This window comes from Jeongeupia wiesaeckerbachi (assembly GCF_050916355.1).
Lineage (GTDB): Bacteria > Pseudomonadota > Gammaproteobacteria > Burkholderiales > Chitinibacteraceae > Jeongeupia > Jeongeupia wiesaeckerbachi.
On record NZ_CP136946.1, the window covers coordinates 2,475,066 to 2,491,236 of the forward strand.

The following is a 16,171-nucleotide window of genomic DNA, read 5'->3' on the forward strand; positions in this document are numbered from 1 at the left end:
GGAGAGATGAATGACGATCTATGTGGCGCCAACGTTTAATGCCGATGCTTTCAATTGCCCCTTCTGTAACGCATTTGCACACATGGGTTGGACAGCGTTATTCACCCATCAAAAAACCCCTATTGGGGCATTTTCAGCGTGGTGCAAGCACTGTCAGCAGCGCAGCATCTGGCGGTTGCCGCCCAATAACTCTGGTTTTCCAGACTCTCCAGATCGTGAAGCTCAGCGAGCGGTGATGTTGTACCCAATCGCTTCGTCTGCGCCTGTTGCGCACGTCGATCTACCTGACGATTGCCGTCTCGACTACGACGAGGCGCGCACTGTTGCTCAACATTCACCACGAGCTGCCGCGGCACTGCTCCGCCTTGTGATCCAGAAGCTGTGTGTCCACCTTGGCTGCGCGGGAAAGAAAATTGATGAAGACATTGCGAAGCTGGTCGCAAATGGTCTACCAGTGCGCATGCAACAGGCTTTCGATGTCGTGCGTGTAACCGGTAACAACGCAGTCCATCCCGGCGAAATGGATTTGCAAGACAACCCCGAGCTTGCGTTTGCCCTGTTTGGCCTGATCAACATGGTCGTCGAAGAAATGATCACGAAGCCCAAGGCGCTTGAGGCCATGTTTGCGAATCTGCCGGCAGGTGCGCTAGAGGCCATCGAGCGTCGCAACACGAAAGCGACAGCCAAGTAGTCAATGCACATGATGGTTGGAGTTGCCGCCGGCATCCATCACCGAGCCGCTGGCGCTGACATCACCCTCTACCTCGACCTTACCGCTGATCTTCGCGGCGGTGCCGTCGCCGCCTGAGCCGGCCATGCCGCCGAGGAAGGTCAGCTTCTTCTGCACGGTCAGGTTGCCAGTCACTTCGGCCTCGGGCGTGTCGATCGTCACCTTGGCACCGGCCTTCAGCGTGATCTCGGTGCTGGCCTGGACGATCATCTTCGCAATACCTGTCACAGACAGCGTGTGCGTGCCGCGGTCGTACTCCAGCAGCGCACCGTCCTTGAAGCGGATGACGAATTTGTTCGGGTCGGTCACCGGCGGCGTGTCGGCGTCGGAGTAGATCGCGCCTAGGATCACGCCGTCCTCGCCACGCGGGTCGAGCAGCACCTTCACCTGTTCGCCGATGTCATAGGTCCAGCAGCACTGATCGTTCTGCGTCTTCGGGTAGGCGATCGGTAACCACATGCTGCGCAGGTTGTCGAAGTCCGGAAAGCGCACGCGGGCAAAGCCCGGCCGTGAGGCGCTGACCGTGCCGGTCTTGAGCGTGGCGCCAAACTCGTCGAGTGTTTCGCGGTTCATGGTTTTTTCCCCGTCGTCGTACCGATGACCTGCACCTTGCCGTCCTTCTCGCCGTAGACCGTAAGCCCCTTGGCCGACTTCTTCGGGGCGGGCTTGGCCGCGCCCGGTCGCGTCGGCAGCGCCACGCGCTTCACTTCCAGCTCGGTGACATAGCCACCGCCGCGTGTGAGCCGATGCCTGGACGACTCAACCAAGTAGCGCCCGGACAGCCTGCCGCAATCGATCAGTGTGAACGTGGTGCCGGCGACCAGCTTCGGGTTGCCGATCACTGTGATCGATCCGCCGGTCTGCTGCAGGTTGGCGTGATTGAGTGCGGCCTGTGCCTTGGTTTGCGCGGTCGCCTTCGAGCCGGCCCGGCTCGACAACTTCAGCGTGTCGCCGCTGCTGGCCTTGCCGGACTTCGCCGGTGCACTGGTATGGCCGATGACGCCGGTCTCGCCGTTGGGCTTCTCGGCGATCACCATCAGCTTCTTGGCCTTCGGGTCGTGATACTTCGACTTGACCGCCTTGTAGATGTCCTTGATCTTGTCGCGCAGCCGGATCGAAATGATCTCCGACAAGGCCACTGTGCCCACCGGATCGCCATCGCGCAGCGCGCTCAGCTCGGTAAACACCAGCTGGTCGCCGACGATCTTGAACGCATAGCCGTACTCGCGGCCGAGGCGGGTCAGGAAGCCAACGTCGTGTTCCTGATACTGCGTCACCCGGTCGATCCGAATATCACGAATCTTGCCGACCAGCGTCAGCCGGTTGCGCTTGGCGACACGCGATGCGATTGCAGCAAGCGAGGTGTTCTCATAGCCATGGTTGCCGGGCGTGCGCACCGGCTTGTTGATGCCGGTCGACAACGCCCGGATCGACACGGTCGATGGCGGCCGGGCGAATTCGATCTCGTCGACCTCGAATGCACCGCACGGCAGCAGCGGCACCTGGTCGTAGCCGATCTTCAACGACAGCGTGTCGCCCTTGCCCGGATACCACTGGTTCGCCCAACGGCCGTCGGTGTCCTCGAGTTCGACCTCCAGTTCGTCGGACTGCCCGGCCAGGTAATCGGTATAGGTCACCGACAGCACGTAGGGCGTGATGTCCTCGGTGATGTTCTTCTTGCCGTAGGTGAGCACGAACACCGGATGCGGCACCGCAACCGAGGTCGGCGCTTGCGGCGTAGCAGTCAGCGCAGCCATGGCGGCAAGTCCTCCGATACATCCTGCTGCTCGATCACCGGGATCGACAGTGTCAGCCCGGCCGGCAAACAAGGCAACAGCGGCACGTGCGGATTGGCCACGATGATCCGCTCGTACTGGAACGGATCGCCGTAATACAGCACCGAGAGCTGATCCCAGCGCTGACCCTGGGTGGTGATATGCGTCAAGAACATCAGATCGCCCTCGTCACGACCATGGCCGCGAGCTTCGCCGTCGCCGGCGCCGCTTGCTCCAGGGCCGCACTTGCAGTGGAAAGCTGGCCCGCCATCTGATCGATCTTGCCGACGACGTTGCCGGTGTTCGCGCCGGCCAGTACGCCCTGCGCGGCGGTAATCATTGAGAGCGCGTTATTGCCGGCCCGCATCAGGCTGGCCGCTTCCGGTAGCTGGCTAGTCAAACCGCCCAATGCCGGGGCAAGCTTGGCCAGTGGTGCGGCTGCGTCGCCGAGCCCGGTCATCAGACCAGGCACACGGCCGAGCGCGGCCAACGGGTTGTTGCGCAGCTGCTGCGCCACGCGGACGGCATCGGTCGCCGTGCGCATGGCCGCTTGCGCCTGGTTCGCCGCCGAGACCGCCTGCCGGATGCTGTCGCGGGCGCTGTTCACTGCGCCGATCGCCTGGCCGGTTGGCACCAGCTTGGCCGAGACCGGCGGCACTTTAGGCTGTACCGCCGGCGCCGGCAGCGGGTTCTTTTTGTCGCCGACGTACTCGCGCAAGGTCGCCGTCGCCGTCACGGCGACCAGCGTCCCGAAGCCATCGGTCTGTTCGCTGGTCGCCTGCACGTCGGTCAGGACGAACCAGCCCTTGTAGTCGCCGTTGCCCAGTACCAGTGCCATGGCCCGGTGCAAGGCCAGCGCCTTCTTCAGCCTGGCCAGCTCGCGCTCGGGCTCGCAGAACTGCGCATGGAACGACAGCGTCAGGCGAATCTCGTCGAGCTTGTCGCCGATGATCTGCAGCCGTGGCTTGCCATCGATCAGCGCGTGCTCGGCATAGTCGGCGCCGAACTGCGACTCGAAGCCGTCGAAGTACGCGATCAGGTCGAACTGGATGTCCCCGAGCAGCGCGTACATCAGTAGGCTCTCCGCGCTTGCTGTGCCGTTACCCGGCCGATCAGTTGCTCGAGCTCGTGAAGCGACAGCTGCAGCCCCTGTTGCACGGCATCCTTTACGGATTGCGGCGAGCCCGGCGGCACGGTGATATGCGGGCTGAAGTGGATAGTCATGCCACCACCGGCAGCACCGGCCGGCCCGGCTGCGGATGCGCGCCCGGCGCCCAAGCGTTTCGCGGCCGCTGCGGCCGCCGTCTGCGCCGCCATGCTGCCGGCCGCCTTGCTGGCCAGCCCGGACGATCGGCCGATGCCGATTGCCGCACCTTGGGCGATGTTGTCACCGAAACCCATGAACACGCGCGATGGTGACTGGATGCCCAGCGTGCTGGAGAACCAGCCCTTGATGTCCTGGCCGAAGCCGACGATGGCCTCCTTGGCCGCGCCGAACTTAGCCTTGATCCCGTTGATCAGCCCGCCGATCAGGTGGCCGCCGAAGTCGGTGAAGGTTTTCGGCATGTCGACACCGAACCACTTCATCACGCCGGCGAACGCCTTGTAGAACAGTCCGACCGGCGACCAGTTGAGGATCAGCCTAGCCACGCCGCCAATGCCGCCGGCAAACGCCGTTTTGACCTCGGCCCACAGGCCAGAGAAAAACTGTTTGATCGGTGACCAGTAGCGATAAATCAGATACGCCGCGATCGCGATACCGGTAATCGCCAAGCCGATCGGGTTCATCAGCATTGCGCGGCCGATCCACAGCACGGCTTGGCCAACCAGCCGCAGGCCGCCGACCAGGTTGCCTGCAAGCAACTTGCCCAGGAATAACACGCCACGCGCGGCCAGAATCAGCGGCGAGCCGAACGCCATCGCCATGCCTCGAGCGAACGGCAACAGGGCACGGCCGACGGCCATGAAGCCGCCGCCCAGCCCGCGCAGCACCGACAGCGCCGGTGCAAAACCGCCGCGTTGTGCGAAGGCTCGCAGCAGGGTCCACTTGCCAGAGAGCGCTGTGACCGCCGAGGTCAGTGCATTAAATGGCGACAGCACCAGGTTGATGCCATAGCGCAGCGCAATAAACGCCATCTTGCCGGCCAGCAATCCGCCAACAAGGCCGATCACGCCCTTGATCACGACGGGGTGGGCCTTGGCCCATTCGCCGAATGCCGAGATCGCCGGCTTGATGTCACGCAGCAGTTCATTGATCGTCGGCAGCAGGGCTTCGCCGATAGTGATGCCGATATCCATCATGCTGATCTTGAATGCTTTGAAATGCTCAACGGCGGTCTCGGTGCGCTTGGCGTAGTCCTTGTCGATCAAGCCCTTGTCGGCCGCGTCGATCGAACCCTTCTTGATGTCCTGCATCTCGCCCTGGTTGGCGATCGCCGGGCGGATGAAGTTCATCGCCTGCATGTCCTGGAACAGCTCGCCGAGCTTGTACGCCTCCTGCAGTTTGCCGACGGCAACCTGGCGCTCCTTGTCGTCCTTGATGTTCATCGCCGCGATGAAGCGATCGGCGGCCTCCGGACTCTTGGTGCCCAAATACTGGGTGATGACCTTGAGCATAGCCTCGACCGGCGTGAAACCTTGGGAGCGCAGCGTCTGCATACTGGTCTTCAGGTCTATGCCGGCGTTGGCGAAGTCCTTCAGGGTTTCCGGCGCGGTGAGCTTCTGTAGGAAGTTGCGGAAGTTGTTGGCGGCCTCGTCGTTCGAGCCCGCGCCCTTGCGGGCAATCTGCAGCGCGGCGCCGATTTCGGCGACGGCTTCCTTGCCGGTAACGCCCATCGCCTGGAACGACGGCGCAATCTGCGGCAGGAACTTGGCCATGTCGCGAATTTCGACCTGACCACGCTTGCCGGCGTAGGCCAGCATGTTCATCGCGCCTTCGTAGCCGTCGGCGCCGATGTTGAGGTTGTCCTTCATGGCCAGCGCGACGGCGCCAAGGTCGTCCATGCTGGCGCGGGTGGCGGTGGCCGACTTGGCCATCACCGGCGCGTATTTCTCCAGCTCCCTGGCGTTCTGGATGCCACCGGCAACAAGCACGCCCGTGCCGCGGGCGACTTCGGCTTGGGTCTGGTTCCAGTCGAGCGCCGACTTGCGCATGGTCTTGCCGAGGCTGGCCTCTTCGGCCTTGCTGAATTCGCCGGTGATGGCGGTATCGCGCAGCTGATCCTGAAAGCCGGCGGCCAGTTGCACCGACTTCAGCACCGGTGCGCCGAGCGCGACGGCGGTACCGACGGTTTCCATTGCCTCGCTACGCAACTCGCCCCGGGCCGACTTGAGCGCCGCGCCGCGGGCAAGGCTGGCGGTCAGCCGTTCCTGCTTGGCGCGCAGTTGATCCAGCGTCTGGCCAAGCTGTTCGTACTGGCGGCGCAAGGCACTGATGTTGCGTCCCGGGTGCGCCATCGCGCGGGCCATGACCTCACCCAGACGCGCGTGCTTCGCACTGACTTCGGTGGCGGCCTGCCCAAGTCGCAGCGTGGTGCTGCGCGCCGAGGCGAAGACCGACTGAAACGAGCCGGACAGCAAGGCACCGATCTTGATCCCGACCAGCACTTCATTGCTCATGATTTCGCCCCTTTGCTATGCTGCAACCATGTTTGAAAAAACGCTCACTTCCTCGGCGAAGACCATCTACTGGCTCACCATCGGCTGTGTTGCCGTCGGCTTGGGCTGGCTTTGCTTTGCGCACCTACCGTTCTGGTTCGCCCTGATCGTGCTGCCGTTTGCGCTGATGCTGGCTGCACTGGCCGGCGCGCCGCTGGCCGCGGGCGCCGGCCTGGTGGGTGGTGTAGTGATGGCTTCGGTGGTCTGGCTCAGCCGTAAAGCTGCCGCTGCTGCTCGTTCTCGCGCTTGACCTTGCGCTCGGCCGCGCCGATCCAGAACCAGTAGTCGTCCATATCGAGCCCGTCGATTTCGGACGGCTGTATCCCAAGGATGTTGAGCAAGGCTTCGTCCAACGGCCGCAGTGCTTCTTCAGCCGCCCACCATGGCGCGAAAGGAGTCTTGCAGCGCCTTCGAGTCGGCCACATCGAGCTGATCGATATCTTCCAGCGTCAGCCCGGTGATCTGCGCGAACAGAAAGTCTTCTTGGTCGGCCTCGTCCTTGCTGTACTTACTCGCCGCCTTCATGTCGGCGCGCTTGGCACGGCGGATATTCAGCTTGTCGATGGTGACGCCGGCGGCGCTGGTGAACGGGTGCTTGAGTTGGAGTTCCATAACGAATCCTTCGCGTGGGTTGAACGGCTCAACGAGATGAGCAAGCGGGTACACGAAGGATTGTCGACGCCCAACCGACTGCAGTCGGTTAAACGGCTTTAAAAACAAACGGCCCGCATTGCGCGGGCCGTTGTCATGGGTGAAATGGTGCGGAACTAGCCGCCGATATTGCGCCGGTAGTCGGCAAGCATGTCCTCGCCACCGACGCGGAAGATGTTCGCCATGTAGTCCAGTTCGAGCACGTCCTCACCGTCGATCACCTGCTTGATGTAGGTGGCCGAGAATGCCGACGCAAACTCGGCGTTGTCGTGCTGCTTGAAGGTGCCAAGCGGGTTCTTCTTGAACATCACGGTGAGGTAGGTCACCAAGCTGACTTCCTGCAACCGGCCTTGCGCACCGTAGGTCTCGATGTTCGAGCGGCACTGCAGCTGCACCGCCTTGAACGGGTTGGCGGCGAGCTTGGCCACGTCCTTGTACAGCGAGTTCCACTTGATCTCGCCTTCCAGTTTGTCGAAACCCGACGGCAGCTCAATCTTGCCGACCATCCCCAGCGCCTTGTGCTCGGCCATAATGGCGGCGACATCGGGCAGCTTGATCTCCTCGGCACGGCCGATCAGCGAGTTACCGTTGGCGTAGATATTGGCATTGGTGATGCGGTTGATTTGAATCTGGCCGGCCATGGTCAGTTACTCCCCTTCAGCGTCAGCAGGTATTCCGAGGTGATCTCGGTCTCGTAGGTGGTGCGCTCATTCGGCGGCGGCACCGTGTACTTGTAGCTGATCAGCAGATGGCCGTTGGCGAGTTCGGTTTCCTCGTTGCGAGCCGGATCGAACCACGCCTTGAACCCCAGCAGTGCACCGACCCCGATCCGGTCCCGACCATAACCGTTGGCCGACTCCAGCAGCGAGTCGATCAATGCCTGGTTCATCGGCATATCGATGTACTGCAGGCTGAAGTAGCGGATCGATTCGTTGATCACGTCGCCGGTACGGCGCACGTTCTCGAAATTGCGCATATGCGTCACGGTCGGCCACGCCGCGGTGCGGTTGCCCCACAGCCGGTAGCCCGAGCCGAAGCTTGAGAACACCGTGGTGATGCCGACCTCGTTGAGCAGGTTCACCTCGGATTGCGGGTCGTCGATCATCGCCGAGAGCTGGCGCTCGACGCCGATCACGCCGGCCAGCTCTTGGTTCGAGTGCGACCACCAATAGCCCTTATCCAGGTCAACCTTGGCGCGCAGGCCGGCGGCGCGCGCCGACAGCGGCTCCAGGCGTTCGGCGTTGAGCACCGGGTCGTAGACCTTCACGTGCGGATAGCACAGGCGAACCCGATCGCTGGAGGTATTGAAGTTGATCGTTCCCTGCGGCCCGCGGCCGGCGATCGCTTGGGCAAAGGTCGTGCCGATCGGCGCATCGATGTAGGCAATCGCACCGAGTTGGTCGGCCATCGCGATCAGCTCGGTCGCTACCGAGTTCTGCGTGCAGAACGCCGGTGAGATCAGAATCTTGGCGAAGAAGCCGAACTGGTTGTACGTGTCCTTCAACGCCTTCAGGCCGGTGCGCACGCCTGCAGCATTGACCGCGCCGATGATGTCGGCCGGCGTGACCTTGGTCGGGTCGGCGAAGTCGTAGCCGGCCTTGCCGCCGCCACTGGCTGCGATCGCACCGCTCTTGAGCCGGACCAGTTCACCGGACAGCGGATCGACGGTGTAGTCGGTGCCGGCGATGTAGGTCACCGCACCGTCATTGCTTTTGAACACCAGATTGACGATCGCACCGTGCGCCAGTTTCGCGCGGTCAGTCGACGCATCGAAGGTGACCGCCTCGCTGGCCACGGCCGTTTTGTGGATCGCCGGGTCGAGCACGTTGACGATGATGACCGTGCCGGCGCCGTGGTCGTAGATCGCATCCAGCGCCTGTGGAATGGTGAAGCCCGGCAGCTGCGTGCCGAACTGGGCCGCGTCTTTCTCCGACAGGCTCAGGATCGTCTGGTTGACCGGGCCCATCGGTGCAGTGCCGATCAGCGCGATCACGGCGGACTTTGCCGTCTGGACCTTGCGCTTGCCGCGCTCGACCTCGGTCGTTTCCACACCATGCAAATAGTTTGCAGCCATGCTCATGCCTCCTTGGCGGATTCGTCCGCGCTAACAGCCGGGCGTGCCGACACCTTGGTGGTTTTGGCCGGTGCCGGTGCGAGGTAGCCCAAGGCCAGCAGCGTCTTGGTGTATTCGTGTTCGGCCGGCAGTTCGACTTCGGCGCCGGTGTGCAGCATGACTTCGCGCGGCTCGTCGCCGTCCTGCAGCGTCACGCCGCTGGTGGGGCCGCTATAGAGATACTTCATGGGGTTTCCTCATAGGTCACGGTGGTCAGAACAGGCAGGTTGTCCGGCTCGACATCCTCGACCTGCATCGCTTCGGTACTGAAATCCACGGCGTATTGCCAAATGCCGCCGACTTGCCCGAGGAATTTCTCGGATACCGCCTTGGTCTTGCGGCAGTCCGGCGGCCGAAAACCGATCAGTGCCGCACGCACGACATCGAGCACGTCGACGGCGCCACCGCGGCCATTGAGCTGCCGCAGCATCACCGTGATCGACAGCTTCAGCGTCCGGGGCTGGGCGATGCAGCCGACATCGACCGTCTCGGCGAAGTTGCTGCCCGGGTAGCTCACCAGGAGCGCACCAACTGCGTGATTCACGCGGTACTCGGCCGGCCGTTCGGGGAAATACTCGACGGCCAATTGCGGCAACCTGGCCTGCAGGCGAACGACGACGGACTCCAGAATTTGCAGGGTCGTGGCCATCAGTACCGATCCAGTAAATCGGCAGAAAACCGGCGTGGCCGGGTGCGAGCCTTCATTTCGCCCGGCTCCGGCGTGGCCTCGCCAGTCGGCGCGCCGATGGTCAGCTTGTTGTCACGGATCGCCTCGAGCATCTGCAGCGCCGATTTGTAGGTTCGCGTCACTGCATCCGGCAGATCGTTGCCTTCCGGCCGCCGTGCATACAGCCAATGGCGGGCCAGATTGACGGTGATGTCCTTCACCACGGTCGGCACCGGCTCCAGCGGCAGCAGGTAACGGCCGCGCAGGTAGGCGTCGACGAGTTCCTCGGCCTGACGAACAGCCTCGTCGACCACCGCCTGATTCAGTACCGGCGCCGGTGCGTTGAAGTCGGTCGCACTGTCGTTGGTCAACTGAATCAGTGTGGCCATCGGGATGGCCAGTTGCAGGTCTGCCAGGGTGCAGTAGCGCATGATCGGCTCAGAAGCTCGTCGGCCGGGCGACTGCCCGCGTCAGCGCCATGAAGCCTTGCTGCAGGTGGTCCTGGCCAATGTTCAGCCAGCGGTCGACTTCAAAGGCATCGGGCGACAGCGCAACCAGCACGAAATCATCGGCAGCAGGCGCTTCTTCCTGCACATCATCGGTGGCGAATACCGGCAAGCCGGCACGCAGCGTTTCGACCAACGCGCCAACCTCGGCAGACTTGGCCTTGATTTCGTTCATCAAGGCGATCTCTTCCTCGGTCAAATCGCGATAGCCGGTAATGCGCTGGTGCTGGTTGTCCATGCTCAGATACCCCGCACGATACGGATCACGTCGCCCGCCGCAGCGGCAGCGTCCCAGGCGAAGCCGTTGCCGACGCCGGCGGCCTTGGTGATGGCCTTGCCGGCGGCGTCGGATTGCACCTCGGCGCCGGCCGCGATCGCGGCACCGGCTTCGACCAGGATCACGCCGAGCACATTGGATGGCGCCATGTTGCCGGCACCGGTATCAACCTCGACGACGCCGAGCGCCTTGGTGCCGGCGGCGCAGATACCACCGTCAAAGCCGACGAAGCGGCGTTGGGTCAGGTCGGTCAGTGCCAAGACCGACGTCGTCAGCGTTACGTGTTGTGGCTTCATTGCTGGCCATCCTTCTTGTCAGCGGTATCCGTTGCGGCTTTGTCGCCGTCGGAGTCCTTGGTCTTGGTCGTCACCTTGGCTTCCACCGGAACCTTGGCCGGTTCGATCCATTGCGCCAGCGGCTTGGCCTCGTCGTCGGCCAGCTCGATCAGCTCGCCCTCGGGATACAGCGCATCGCCGTGCTTGATGGCCATGCCTTTGACGACGTACAGCGTCTTCTTGATCTCACTCATCACCGACCCCTCAGTTCACGTCGGCGATCAGGTAGCCGGCATCGGCACCGACGACGACGACCTTGTAGACGTCGGTGTGGCGCACGTACTGAACCTTGTTGCCTTCGGCGTTGTACTTGTCGGTTTCCGGCATGCCCTTCTTGCGCAGGGTGTAGCCGAAGGACGGGATGTCGTGGTCGGCCGACTCACCGGCGCCGGGCTTGGCCACGTAGGCAAGGATCACGTTGTCGCCCCAGATGTCGCCGGTCGCGCCGTTGCCGTCGGCGGCCAGCGCTTCGCCAATGTGGATGTGCTCGACACCCCAGATCGCCTTCAGGTGTTCCAGCGTGATCAGCTTGCGTTCCTGGGTGCCCAGTGCGGCGGCGAGCTTCGGGTGGAACTTGAGCGAGGCATACGCGGCGGCACCCATGGCGACCGTGTTCGGCCGCATGCCGGTGCGCTGGCGCACGACCTCCTTGCCGTCCTCGATGTCCTTGATCGGATCACCGCCGCCATTCACCCACTTGGCCGCGCCGGCCAGCGTGACCTTGGCACCGGCGAGATAGGTGTTCGAGTTCTGCGCCAACCGCGCAGCGGCCACTTCGCGGCCGAGGTCGATCGCATCCTTGACGCGCTTCGCTGCCTTGGCTTCTTCGTTGAACATCGATTCGGCCTGCTCGCGGTAGTCCACCGGGTACGAGAGGTCGTGTTCGCGCAGCACCACATCGAGCGTATCCGGGTCGTCGGCCGTCATCACATTGGACTTGCCGCGAATCGCGCGCTCGGTTTCCCACAGACGGAAGGCTTCTTTGCCGAACCGCGGAATGATGCCGGCTTCCTTTTCCATCTCGGCGACCGGGAACAGGCCCTCGCCGATGTACTGGGCGTTGCGGTAGCCGCGCGCCAGGCTGGTCAATACCGGGTCGACGACCCGGAGCTTGCTAAGACGATCTGCCATCACGTTTTCCTTGTTGAGTCAGCAGGGGTTAAACCAGCGAGCGCACGGCTTGCTCGTAGGGAATGCCTTTCTCGGCGGCGAGTGCGACTGCGCGCTGGTGCAGCGCCAGCCGATCCGGGTCGGTCGACTTCTCGGCGAACTCAGCCGATGCGCCGGAGGCCCCGGTGGTCGACCTGTCCTTGGTCGCGTGCTCGCCGAATTCAACAACCTTGGGCAGCTCCCCAAGGAAGGACTTGAACGCATCGGCCAGCGGCTGCTTGCTATCGCCTTCGCCAAACTCGACCGGCGCTTCGCCGTCGACGGCATCGAGCAGCGCGACCACGGCGGCCTTGGCCTTCGGCGCCAGCCGGCCTTCGCCGACCAGACCTTCGGCAAAGGCCGCATGTTCGCCGTGGCGCTTGGTCGCGGCGGCATTGCGCTTGTCGGCCTCGGCCACAGCCAGTTGTTGCTTCAGGCGGGTATTCTCGGCTTCAAGCTGTGCTTTCTCTTCCGGGGTCACGGTGTGCTCCTCGTCATTGGGTTGGGGATGGGATTCGGAAAACGCCGAACTGCCCTCGACGCGCTCGTCGTTGCGTTCCTGTTGGGCGGCCTCGCGGATTGATTCGATCTGCCAGTCAGGTACGACCTGATCGGCCGTCTCCTGGCCGTGCTGGCCGATGAGCCAGTCACGCAGGCGGCGGAATAGCGAGGCGCTGGTGTCGAGTCCCCAGCCACCGAAGGCCACGCCTTCCTGAAAGCAGACGCAGCCGTCGTCTTCGGTGCTGTCTTCGGCAAAGGACGGTTCGTCCAGACCCTTGACGGCCGGCGGCTGCGCGCCAAGGAAGCCGATATGACGCAGATACCAGATGCCGGGCTTCGGGTTGTTGAGGTCTTCGGGGCGGTAGAACTTGGCGGAGATCGTGCCGAAGCGGCCGGCGTTGACCTCTTCGGCGAAGGCCGGGGCGACCTTCATCGGCTCGGCGTACAGGCCGCGCTCGTTGCTTAAGAGCGACTTGGCCCAGCCTTGCGCCGGGTCATCACTCTTCGGATGGCCGACGACGATCGGCGCCTTGTGACGTGTCGGGTCGTAGGCCGCCGCCGTCGCGTCGAGGTCCGCCTGCGAGAACGAAATCTCTTCGCCGGCGGTGGTGATCCACGTACCGGGCTTGAAGATATGAAGGGGCTTGGGCGTTTTCATGCGGCCATGATCGGCCGCAGCGGCGGGACTGGCTTTTAATCCAGTTTACTGAGTTGACGATGCGCCGGTGACACCCCGTGCCGAGGGGAAGCGGTGACCGCCGATGGAAAGCACGCCCGGAAAGTCACGCTGGCCGCTTTATAAAGCTTTACGGCGTGCGGATAGCAGCCGGGACGGGGATTCGGACGTGCCGGCGATCAAACCGGCGCCACGACGCTAAATCCGCGCGGCCGTCTGGAGGTGCCGTAGCACGGTATCGAGCACCTCTTCCTTGGCCTCGGGCTGGAGTTTTCCGTCGGCGTCGATTGGCAGAAACGGCCGGGCCGGTACATCGCCCCAGAGGTTCGGGAAGTCGGCCTTGTCGCCGCCGAACTGCTGCATGGCCGCGTAGACCTTGTTGCTGCCAACCAGCGCGTAGTCATGGCCATAGTCGGCGGTGATCGAAGCCGCGAGGTCGCCGGTGTGCTGCAGAATACGAAAGTCCGACGCACTGCCCTCGCCGCCGGCGCGGCGATCCAGCGTGACCTGCGACAGCGACGCCCACTTGGGGCGACCTTCGTCGGCGAGATTGCGCTCGGCCTCGTACAGCAGCGCCTGGGAAATCTTGCGCATCGGTACGCTGAGGTCGCCGCCGGCGCGCTGCAGATTGCGCAGTGCGCGGGTCAACTGGTGATCGTCGATGGTGATGGGGCTAACCATGGTGTGCCTCGCTGCGTCTGGATTCGGTGTTGTACTCGGTGACCCAGACCAGCTGGGCAAATTGCCGGTGCTGCAGCACGGCCCAGTAGTGCTGCCAGCGCAGCCAGAGCAGCACGTGCGCGTTGTGCATCAGCCGTCCCCGAGTTCGCCCCTGGCCAGCTCGGCCAGCGTGCCGGTGTAGCGCTGCAGGTCCGGTTGCCACGCCGCGGCGCCGGGGTTGTAGCTCCAGCCGATATCGGGCGATATCGTGATCTTCTTGCCGGTGGCCGGGTCGGTCTCGGTATAGGTCGCCACTTCGCGATACTCGCCAGTCCGGCCCGAGACCAGCTTCATCGTGCTGCCGAGCTTGTCGCCGGAGGCGTCGACCTTGAGACCCTGGCGCGCAACATTGCCTTCGGACAGCGCGATGACACGGCAGCGGCAGCCGAAGCCGTTGGACGGATAAAACACAGCCCAGAACGGGTCGTCATAGCGGAACACCTTGCCGTGCAGTGCACGGTGACTCGGGCGCGTCAGTCCGTCCAGAATGGCGCTGTACTGCCAGTACGGGCGATCATCGACGTTATCGAGCTGCCCCTGAAAGCGCCCGGCCATGTAGGCCGTCTGCACATTGACGCGGTAAATTGTACGCAAGCGCCAAGCGCTGCCGAGCTGTACCGGGCGGACTTCGCCGGTGGCCGGATCGGCCAGTTCCTGTTTGCCCCACCAGCCCTTGGCCTGCAGCACCGGCGTGAGCTCCTTCTCGAACCAGGCCAGCGTCTTGCCTTCGTCGATGGCGGTCTGCACCGCATCGCGGATGTCCTGCAAGATGTCGAGCCTTGTGGCCTTGGCGACGGTGAACGCCGTCGCCTGCGCGTCGTGCCAGGTGTCTTCCCAGTCCCAGCTGATCGCAAAGCCCTTGCGTTGCAGGTAGGCGATCGCATCGCGCGGCGGCAAGCGCATGCAGTAGGCGAGATCGATCTCAGCCATGCAACCGGCCCCAGACCTTGGCGACGAAGATCGCCCGCGCCAGGCGTTCCTGCAGGCCAGTGCTGTCCATGTCCGGATAGACCTCGGCGAGCTGGCCGAGCAGCTCGTCCGGCGGCAAGCCATCGTTGATCCGCTGCAGCAATGGCGCAATCAGCTGCCGAGCCTGAGCATCAAGCACGTCGGCCGAGACGGCGTCGAGCGCCTTGTCCAGCGCGAGCTGGTCGGCGGCTTCGTCCCGCTCCTTTGAGGGGACGTCCTCCGGGGCGTCGGCAAACTCGGCGGCCGCTGCAGCGTCCTCCGCCGGCGCCTCGTCCAGGTCACCATCCTGCAGGCCATAGGCACGCTTGAAGTACGCTGGCGTAAAACGTGCGCCGGCCTGCGTGAGCGTCTCGTCACGCTCGGCCAGCACTTTGTCGACTTCCTGCTGCTCCCACATCGAGAACACCGGCCGGGCCGCATCACCCCAGTTCAGCTCGCACGTCCAGCGGATCAGCGTGTTGATGGCTTCCTCGACGATCGCCTTGTCGCCGTCGCGGATGTCGCGGGTGACCTCCAGCCCGGCCTGCGCCGACGCACGGTTGGCAGTGGCTTCGGTGGTCTGGTTCTGGCCGAGCAACGCGATCGAGACCTCGGAGCGGCAGAAGTGCAGCAGCCGCTCGTACACCTCGGCGCTGCCGGTCTTGCCGGCGGCTTCCTTGATCTCGATGCTGGAATCGTCGGGAATGGCCGCCACGGCGTCTTGCACCATGTCTTCCAGCCGATCCAGCAACAGGTTGGTCTCGGCGTCGCTGGCGCCGCGCGGGTGCTTGCCGATCACCCACGGTGCACCGTACTTCTCGGTGAACTGCACCCAGAACTTCAGGCCGCCTTTCTTGAAGGTGGTCGGCCAGAACACCATCGACAGGTCGGCGAAGCCATACGGGTTGTCGTAGCTCGGGTCTTGCCTGGGAATGAGGAACTTGCGCTGCGGCAGCTCCTCGCCCTTGAGCGGCGCCTGCTTGGTGCACATGCGCAGCTGATTGTCCGCGTCGTAGACGAACCACTCGGCCGGCTTACCGACGACGTCGACCGGCACGATCAGCCCGCCGACCTTGCCCCACATCACTTCCATCGGCTGATAGCCATAGAGCACCGCGTCGAGCATCTCGGTGATGATCCGGGACAGATCGAGGTTGGCGAAGATGGCTTCGATCGCTTTGGCGGTGCGGCTCTTGGCGCGGTCTTTATCAATACCCCATTCAAGCGCTTTCACCGCAGCCTTGCGCCGGCGAATGCAGCCGCCTACGTGGGCATCGGCACGCAGCTCGCGGTAGACCTTGATGTCCTTGCCCAGCGCCTTCAGCACCGTATCGGGATTGGGCAGGTAGGTACTCAGTCCGTAGAAATCGATACTGCGATCGCGAGTAGCAATCTGCGCGGACAGCGACTTGGTCGACTCGCCAAACTGGACGAACTCGGTGGGCGTAACCCACATGCCTCTTTTG

The 16,171-nt window shown here is 63.6% G+C and carries 23 protein-coding genes; 2 read left to right on the forward strand and 21 right to left on the reverse strand.

The features are described 5' to 3' along the window. Positions 1-10 precede the first annotated feature (10 nt). Positions 11-691: a DUF4145 domain-containing protein gene (locus tag R0382_RS12060; RefSeq protein WP_432719834.1), complete on the forward strand. Its 681-nt coding sequence runs from the start codon at positions 11-13 to the stop codon at positions 689-691. Here R0382_RS12060 and R0382_RS12065 read toward each other — a convergent pair whose 3' ends face one another. From R0382_RS12065 to R0382_RS12085, 5 genes are read right to left on the reverse strand one after another with little or no spacing between them, the layout of a single operon-like run. Next, a complete protein-coding gene (locus R0382_RS12065; RefSeq protein WP_432719835.1) occupies positions 692-1,303 on the reverse strand; it encodes a phage baseplate assembly protein V in 612 nt (203 codons plus the stop codon). It abuts the gene before it with no gap. Then, complete coding sequence (locus tag R0382_RS12070) at positions 1,300-2,487, reverse strand: phage late control D family protein (RefSeq protein WP_432719836.1); 1,188 nt, start codon at positions 2,485-2,487, stop codon at positions 1,300-1,302. Before R0382_RS12070 ends, R0382_RS12065 begins: the two co-directional genes overlap by 4 nt. Continuing rightward, complete coding sequence (locus R0382_RS12075) at positions 2,475-2,681, reverse strand: tail protein X (protein WP_432719837.1); 207 nt, start codon at positions 2,679-2,681, stop codon at positions 2,475-2,477. The genes R0382_RS12070 and R0382_RS12075 overlap by 13 nt, the downstream gene beginning before the upstream one ends. Then, positions 2,681-3,577 carry a phage tail protein gene (locus R0382_RS12080; RefSeq protein ID WP_432719838.1) on the reverse strand — a complete coding sequence of 299 codons (897 nt, stop codon included), beginning with the start codon at positions 3,575-3,577 and terminating at the stop codon, positions 2,681-2,683. The genes R0382_RS12075 and R0382_RS12080 overlap by 1 nt, the downstream gene beginning before the upstream one ends. Then, positions 3,577-6,123 (reverse strand): phage tail tape measure protein, encoded by a 2,547-nt coding sequence (locus tag R0382_RS12085; protein WP_432719839.1) that lies wholly within the window; start codon positions 6,121-6,123, stop codon positions 3,577-3,579. The genes R0382_RS12080 and R0382_RS12085 overlap by 1 nt, the downstream gene beginning before the upstream one ends. Between R0382_RS12085 and R0382_RS12090 the strand changes: the two genes are divergently transcribed. Further along, a complete protein-coding gene (locus R0382_RS12090; RefSeq protein WP_432719840.1) occupies positions 6,095-6,412 on the forward strand; it encodes a hypothetical protein in 318 nt (105 codons plus the stop codon). The two genes, R0382_RS12085 and R0382_RS12090, sit on opposite strands and share 29 nt — an antisense overlap. Here the strand turns inward: R0382_RS12090 and R0382_RS12095 are convergent. The 16 genes from R0382_RS12095 to R0382_RS12170 all read right to left on the reverse strand — a co-directional run bounded on the left by R0382_RS12095 (position 6,372) and on the right by R0382_RS12170 (position 16,161). Continuing rightward, positions 6,372-6,503, reverse strand: coding sequence for a hypothetical protein (locus tag R0382_RS12095; RefSeq protein ID WP_432719841.1), 132 nt, complete (start codon positions 6,501-6,503; stop codon positions 6,372-6,374). The genes R0382_RS12090 and R0382_RS12095 overlap by 41 nt on opposite strands. Positions 6,504-6,531: 28 nt before the next feature. Then, positions 6,532-6,774, reverse strand: a complete 243-nt coding sequence (locus tag R0382_RS12100) for a phage tail assembly protein (protein WP_432719842.1) — start codon at positions 6,772-6,774, stop codon at positions 6,532-6,534. A gap of 155 nt (positions 6,775-6,929) precedes the next feature. After that, positions 6,930-7,454 carry a phage major tail tube protein gene (locus R0382_RS12105; protein WP_432719843.1) on the reverse strand — a complete coding sequence of 175 codons (525 nt, stop codon included), beginning with the start codon at positions 7,452-7,454 and terminating at the stop codon, positions 6,930-6,932. Positions 7,455-7,456: 2 nt separating this feature from the next. Beyond that, positions 7,457-8,887 (reverse strand): phage tail sheath subtilisin-like domain-containing protein, encoded by a 1,431-nt coding sequence (locus tag R0382_RS12110; RefSeq protein ID WP_432719844.1) that lies wholly within the window; start codon positions 8,885-8,887, stop codon positions 7,457-7,459. Positions 8,888-8,889: 2 nt separating this feature from the next. Next, positions 8,890-9,114, reverse strand: a complete 225-nt coding sequence (locus R0382_RS12115) for a hypothetical protein (protein WP_432719846.1) — start codon at positions 9,112-9,114, stop codon at positions 8,890-8,892. Next, the gene (locus tag R0382_RS12120; RefSeq protein ID WP_432719847.1) at positions 9,111-9,575 is read right to left on the reverse strand and encodes a Gp37 family protein; all 465 of its coding nucleotides are present in this window, start codon (positions 9,573-9,575) and stop codon (positions 9,111-9,113) included. The genes R0382_RS12115 and R0382_RS12120 overlap by 4 nt, the downstream gene beginning before the upstream one ends. Then, a complete protein-coding gene (locus R0382_RS12125; protein WP_432719848.1) occupies positions 9,575-10,024 on the reverse strand; it encodes a gp436 family protein in 450 nt (149 codons plus the stop codon). The genes R0382_RS12120 and R0382_RS12125 overlap by 1 nt, the downstream gene beginning before the upstream one ends. Positions 10,025-10,031: 7 nt before the next feature. After that, entirely contained in the window at positions 10,032-10,337 is a 306-nt protein-coding gene (locus R0382_RS12130) for a DUF7681 family protein (RefSeq protein WP_432719850.1), read from the reverse strand. 2 nt (positions 10,338-10,339) lie between these two features. Beyond that, on the reverse strand, positions 10,340-10,672 hold the full coding sequence (locus R0382_RS12135) for a capsid cement protein (protein WP_432719851.1): 333 nt from the start codon (positions 10,670-10,672) through the stop codon (positions 10,340-10,342). Continuing rightward, positions 10,669-10,905 carry a hypothetical protein gene (locus tag R0382_RS12140; protein WP_432719852.1) on the reverse strand — a complete coding sequence of 79 codons (237 nt, stop codon included), beginning with the start codon at positions 10,903-10,905 and terminating at the stop codon, positions 10,669-10,671. The genes R0382_RS12135 and R0382_RS12140 overlap by 4 nt, the downstream gene beginning before the upstream one ends. Positions 10,906-10,915: 10 nt before the next feature. After that, positions 10,916-11,842 (reverse strand): hypothetical protein, encoded by a 927-nt coding sequence (locus R0382_RS12145; RefSeq protein WP_432719853.1) that lies wholly within the window; start codon positions 11,840-11,842, stop codon positions 10,916-10,918. 28 nt (positions 11,843-11,870) lie between these two features. Then, positions 11,871-13,019, reverse strand: a complete 1,149-nt coding sequence (locus R0382_RS12150; RefSeq protein ID WP_432719854.1) for a peptidase — start codon at positions 13,017-13,019, stop codon at positions 11,871-11,873. A gap of 216 nt (positions 13,020-13,235) precedes the next feature. After that, positions 13,236-13,718 carry a phage virion morphogenesis protein gene (locus R0382_RS12155; RefSeq protein WP_432719855.1) on the reverse strand — a complete coding sequence of 161 codons (483 nt, stop codon included), beginning with the start codon at positions 13,716-13,718 and terminating at the stop codon, positions 13,236-13,238. Further along, positions 13,711-13,848, reverse strand: a complete 138-nt coding sequence (locus R0382_RS12160) for a hypothetical protein (protein ID WP_432719856.1) — start codon at positions 13,846-13,848, stop codon at positions 13,711-13,713. Before R0382_RS12160 ends, R0382_RS12155 begins: the two co-directional genes overlap by 8 nt. After that, the gene (locus R0382_RS12165) at positions 13,848-14,687 is read right to left on the reverse strand and encodes a phage head morphogenesis protein (RefSeq protein ID WP_432719857.1); all 840 of its coding nucleotides are present in this window, start codon (positions 14,685-14,687) and stop codon (positions 13,848-13,850) included. The genes R0382_RS12160 and R0382_RS12165 overlap by 1 nt, the downstream gene beginning before the upstream one ends. Next, positions 14,680-16,161 (reverse strand): phage portal protein family protein, encoded by a 1,482-nt coding sequence (locus tag R0382_RS12170; RefSeq protein WP_432719858.1) that lies wholly within the window; start codon positions 16,159-16,161, stop codon positions 14,680-14,682. Before R0382_RS12170 ends, R0382_RS12165 begins: the two co-directional genes overlap by 8 nt. Positions 16,162-16,171: the final 10 nt, after the last annotated feature.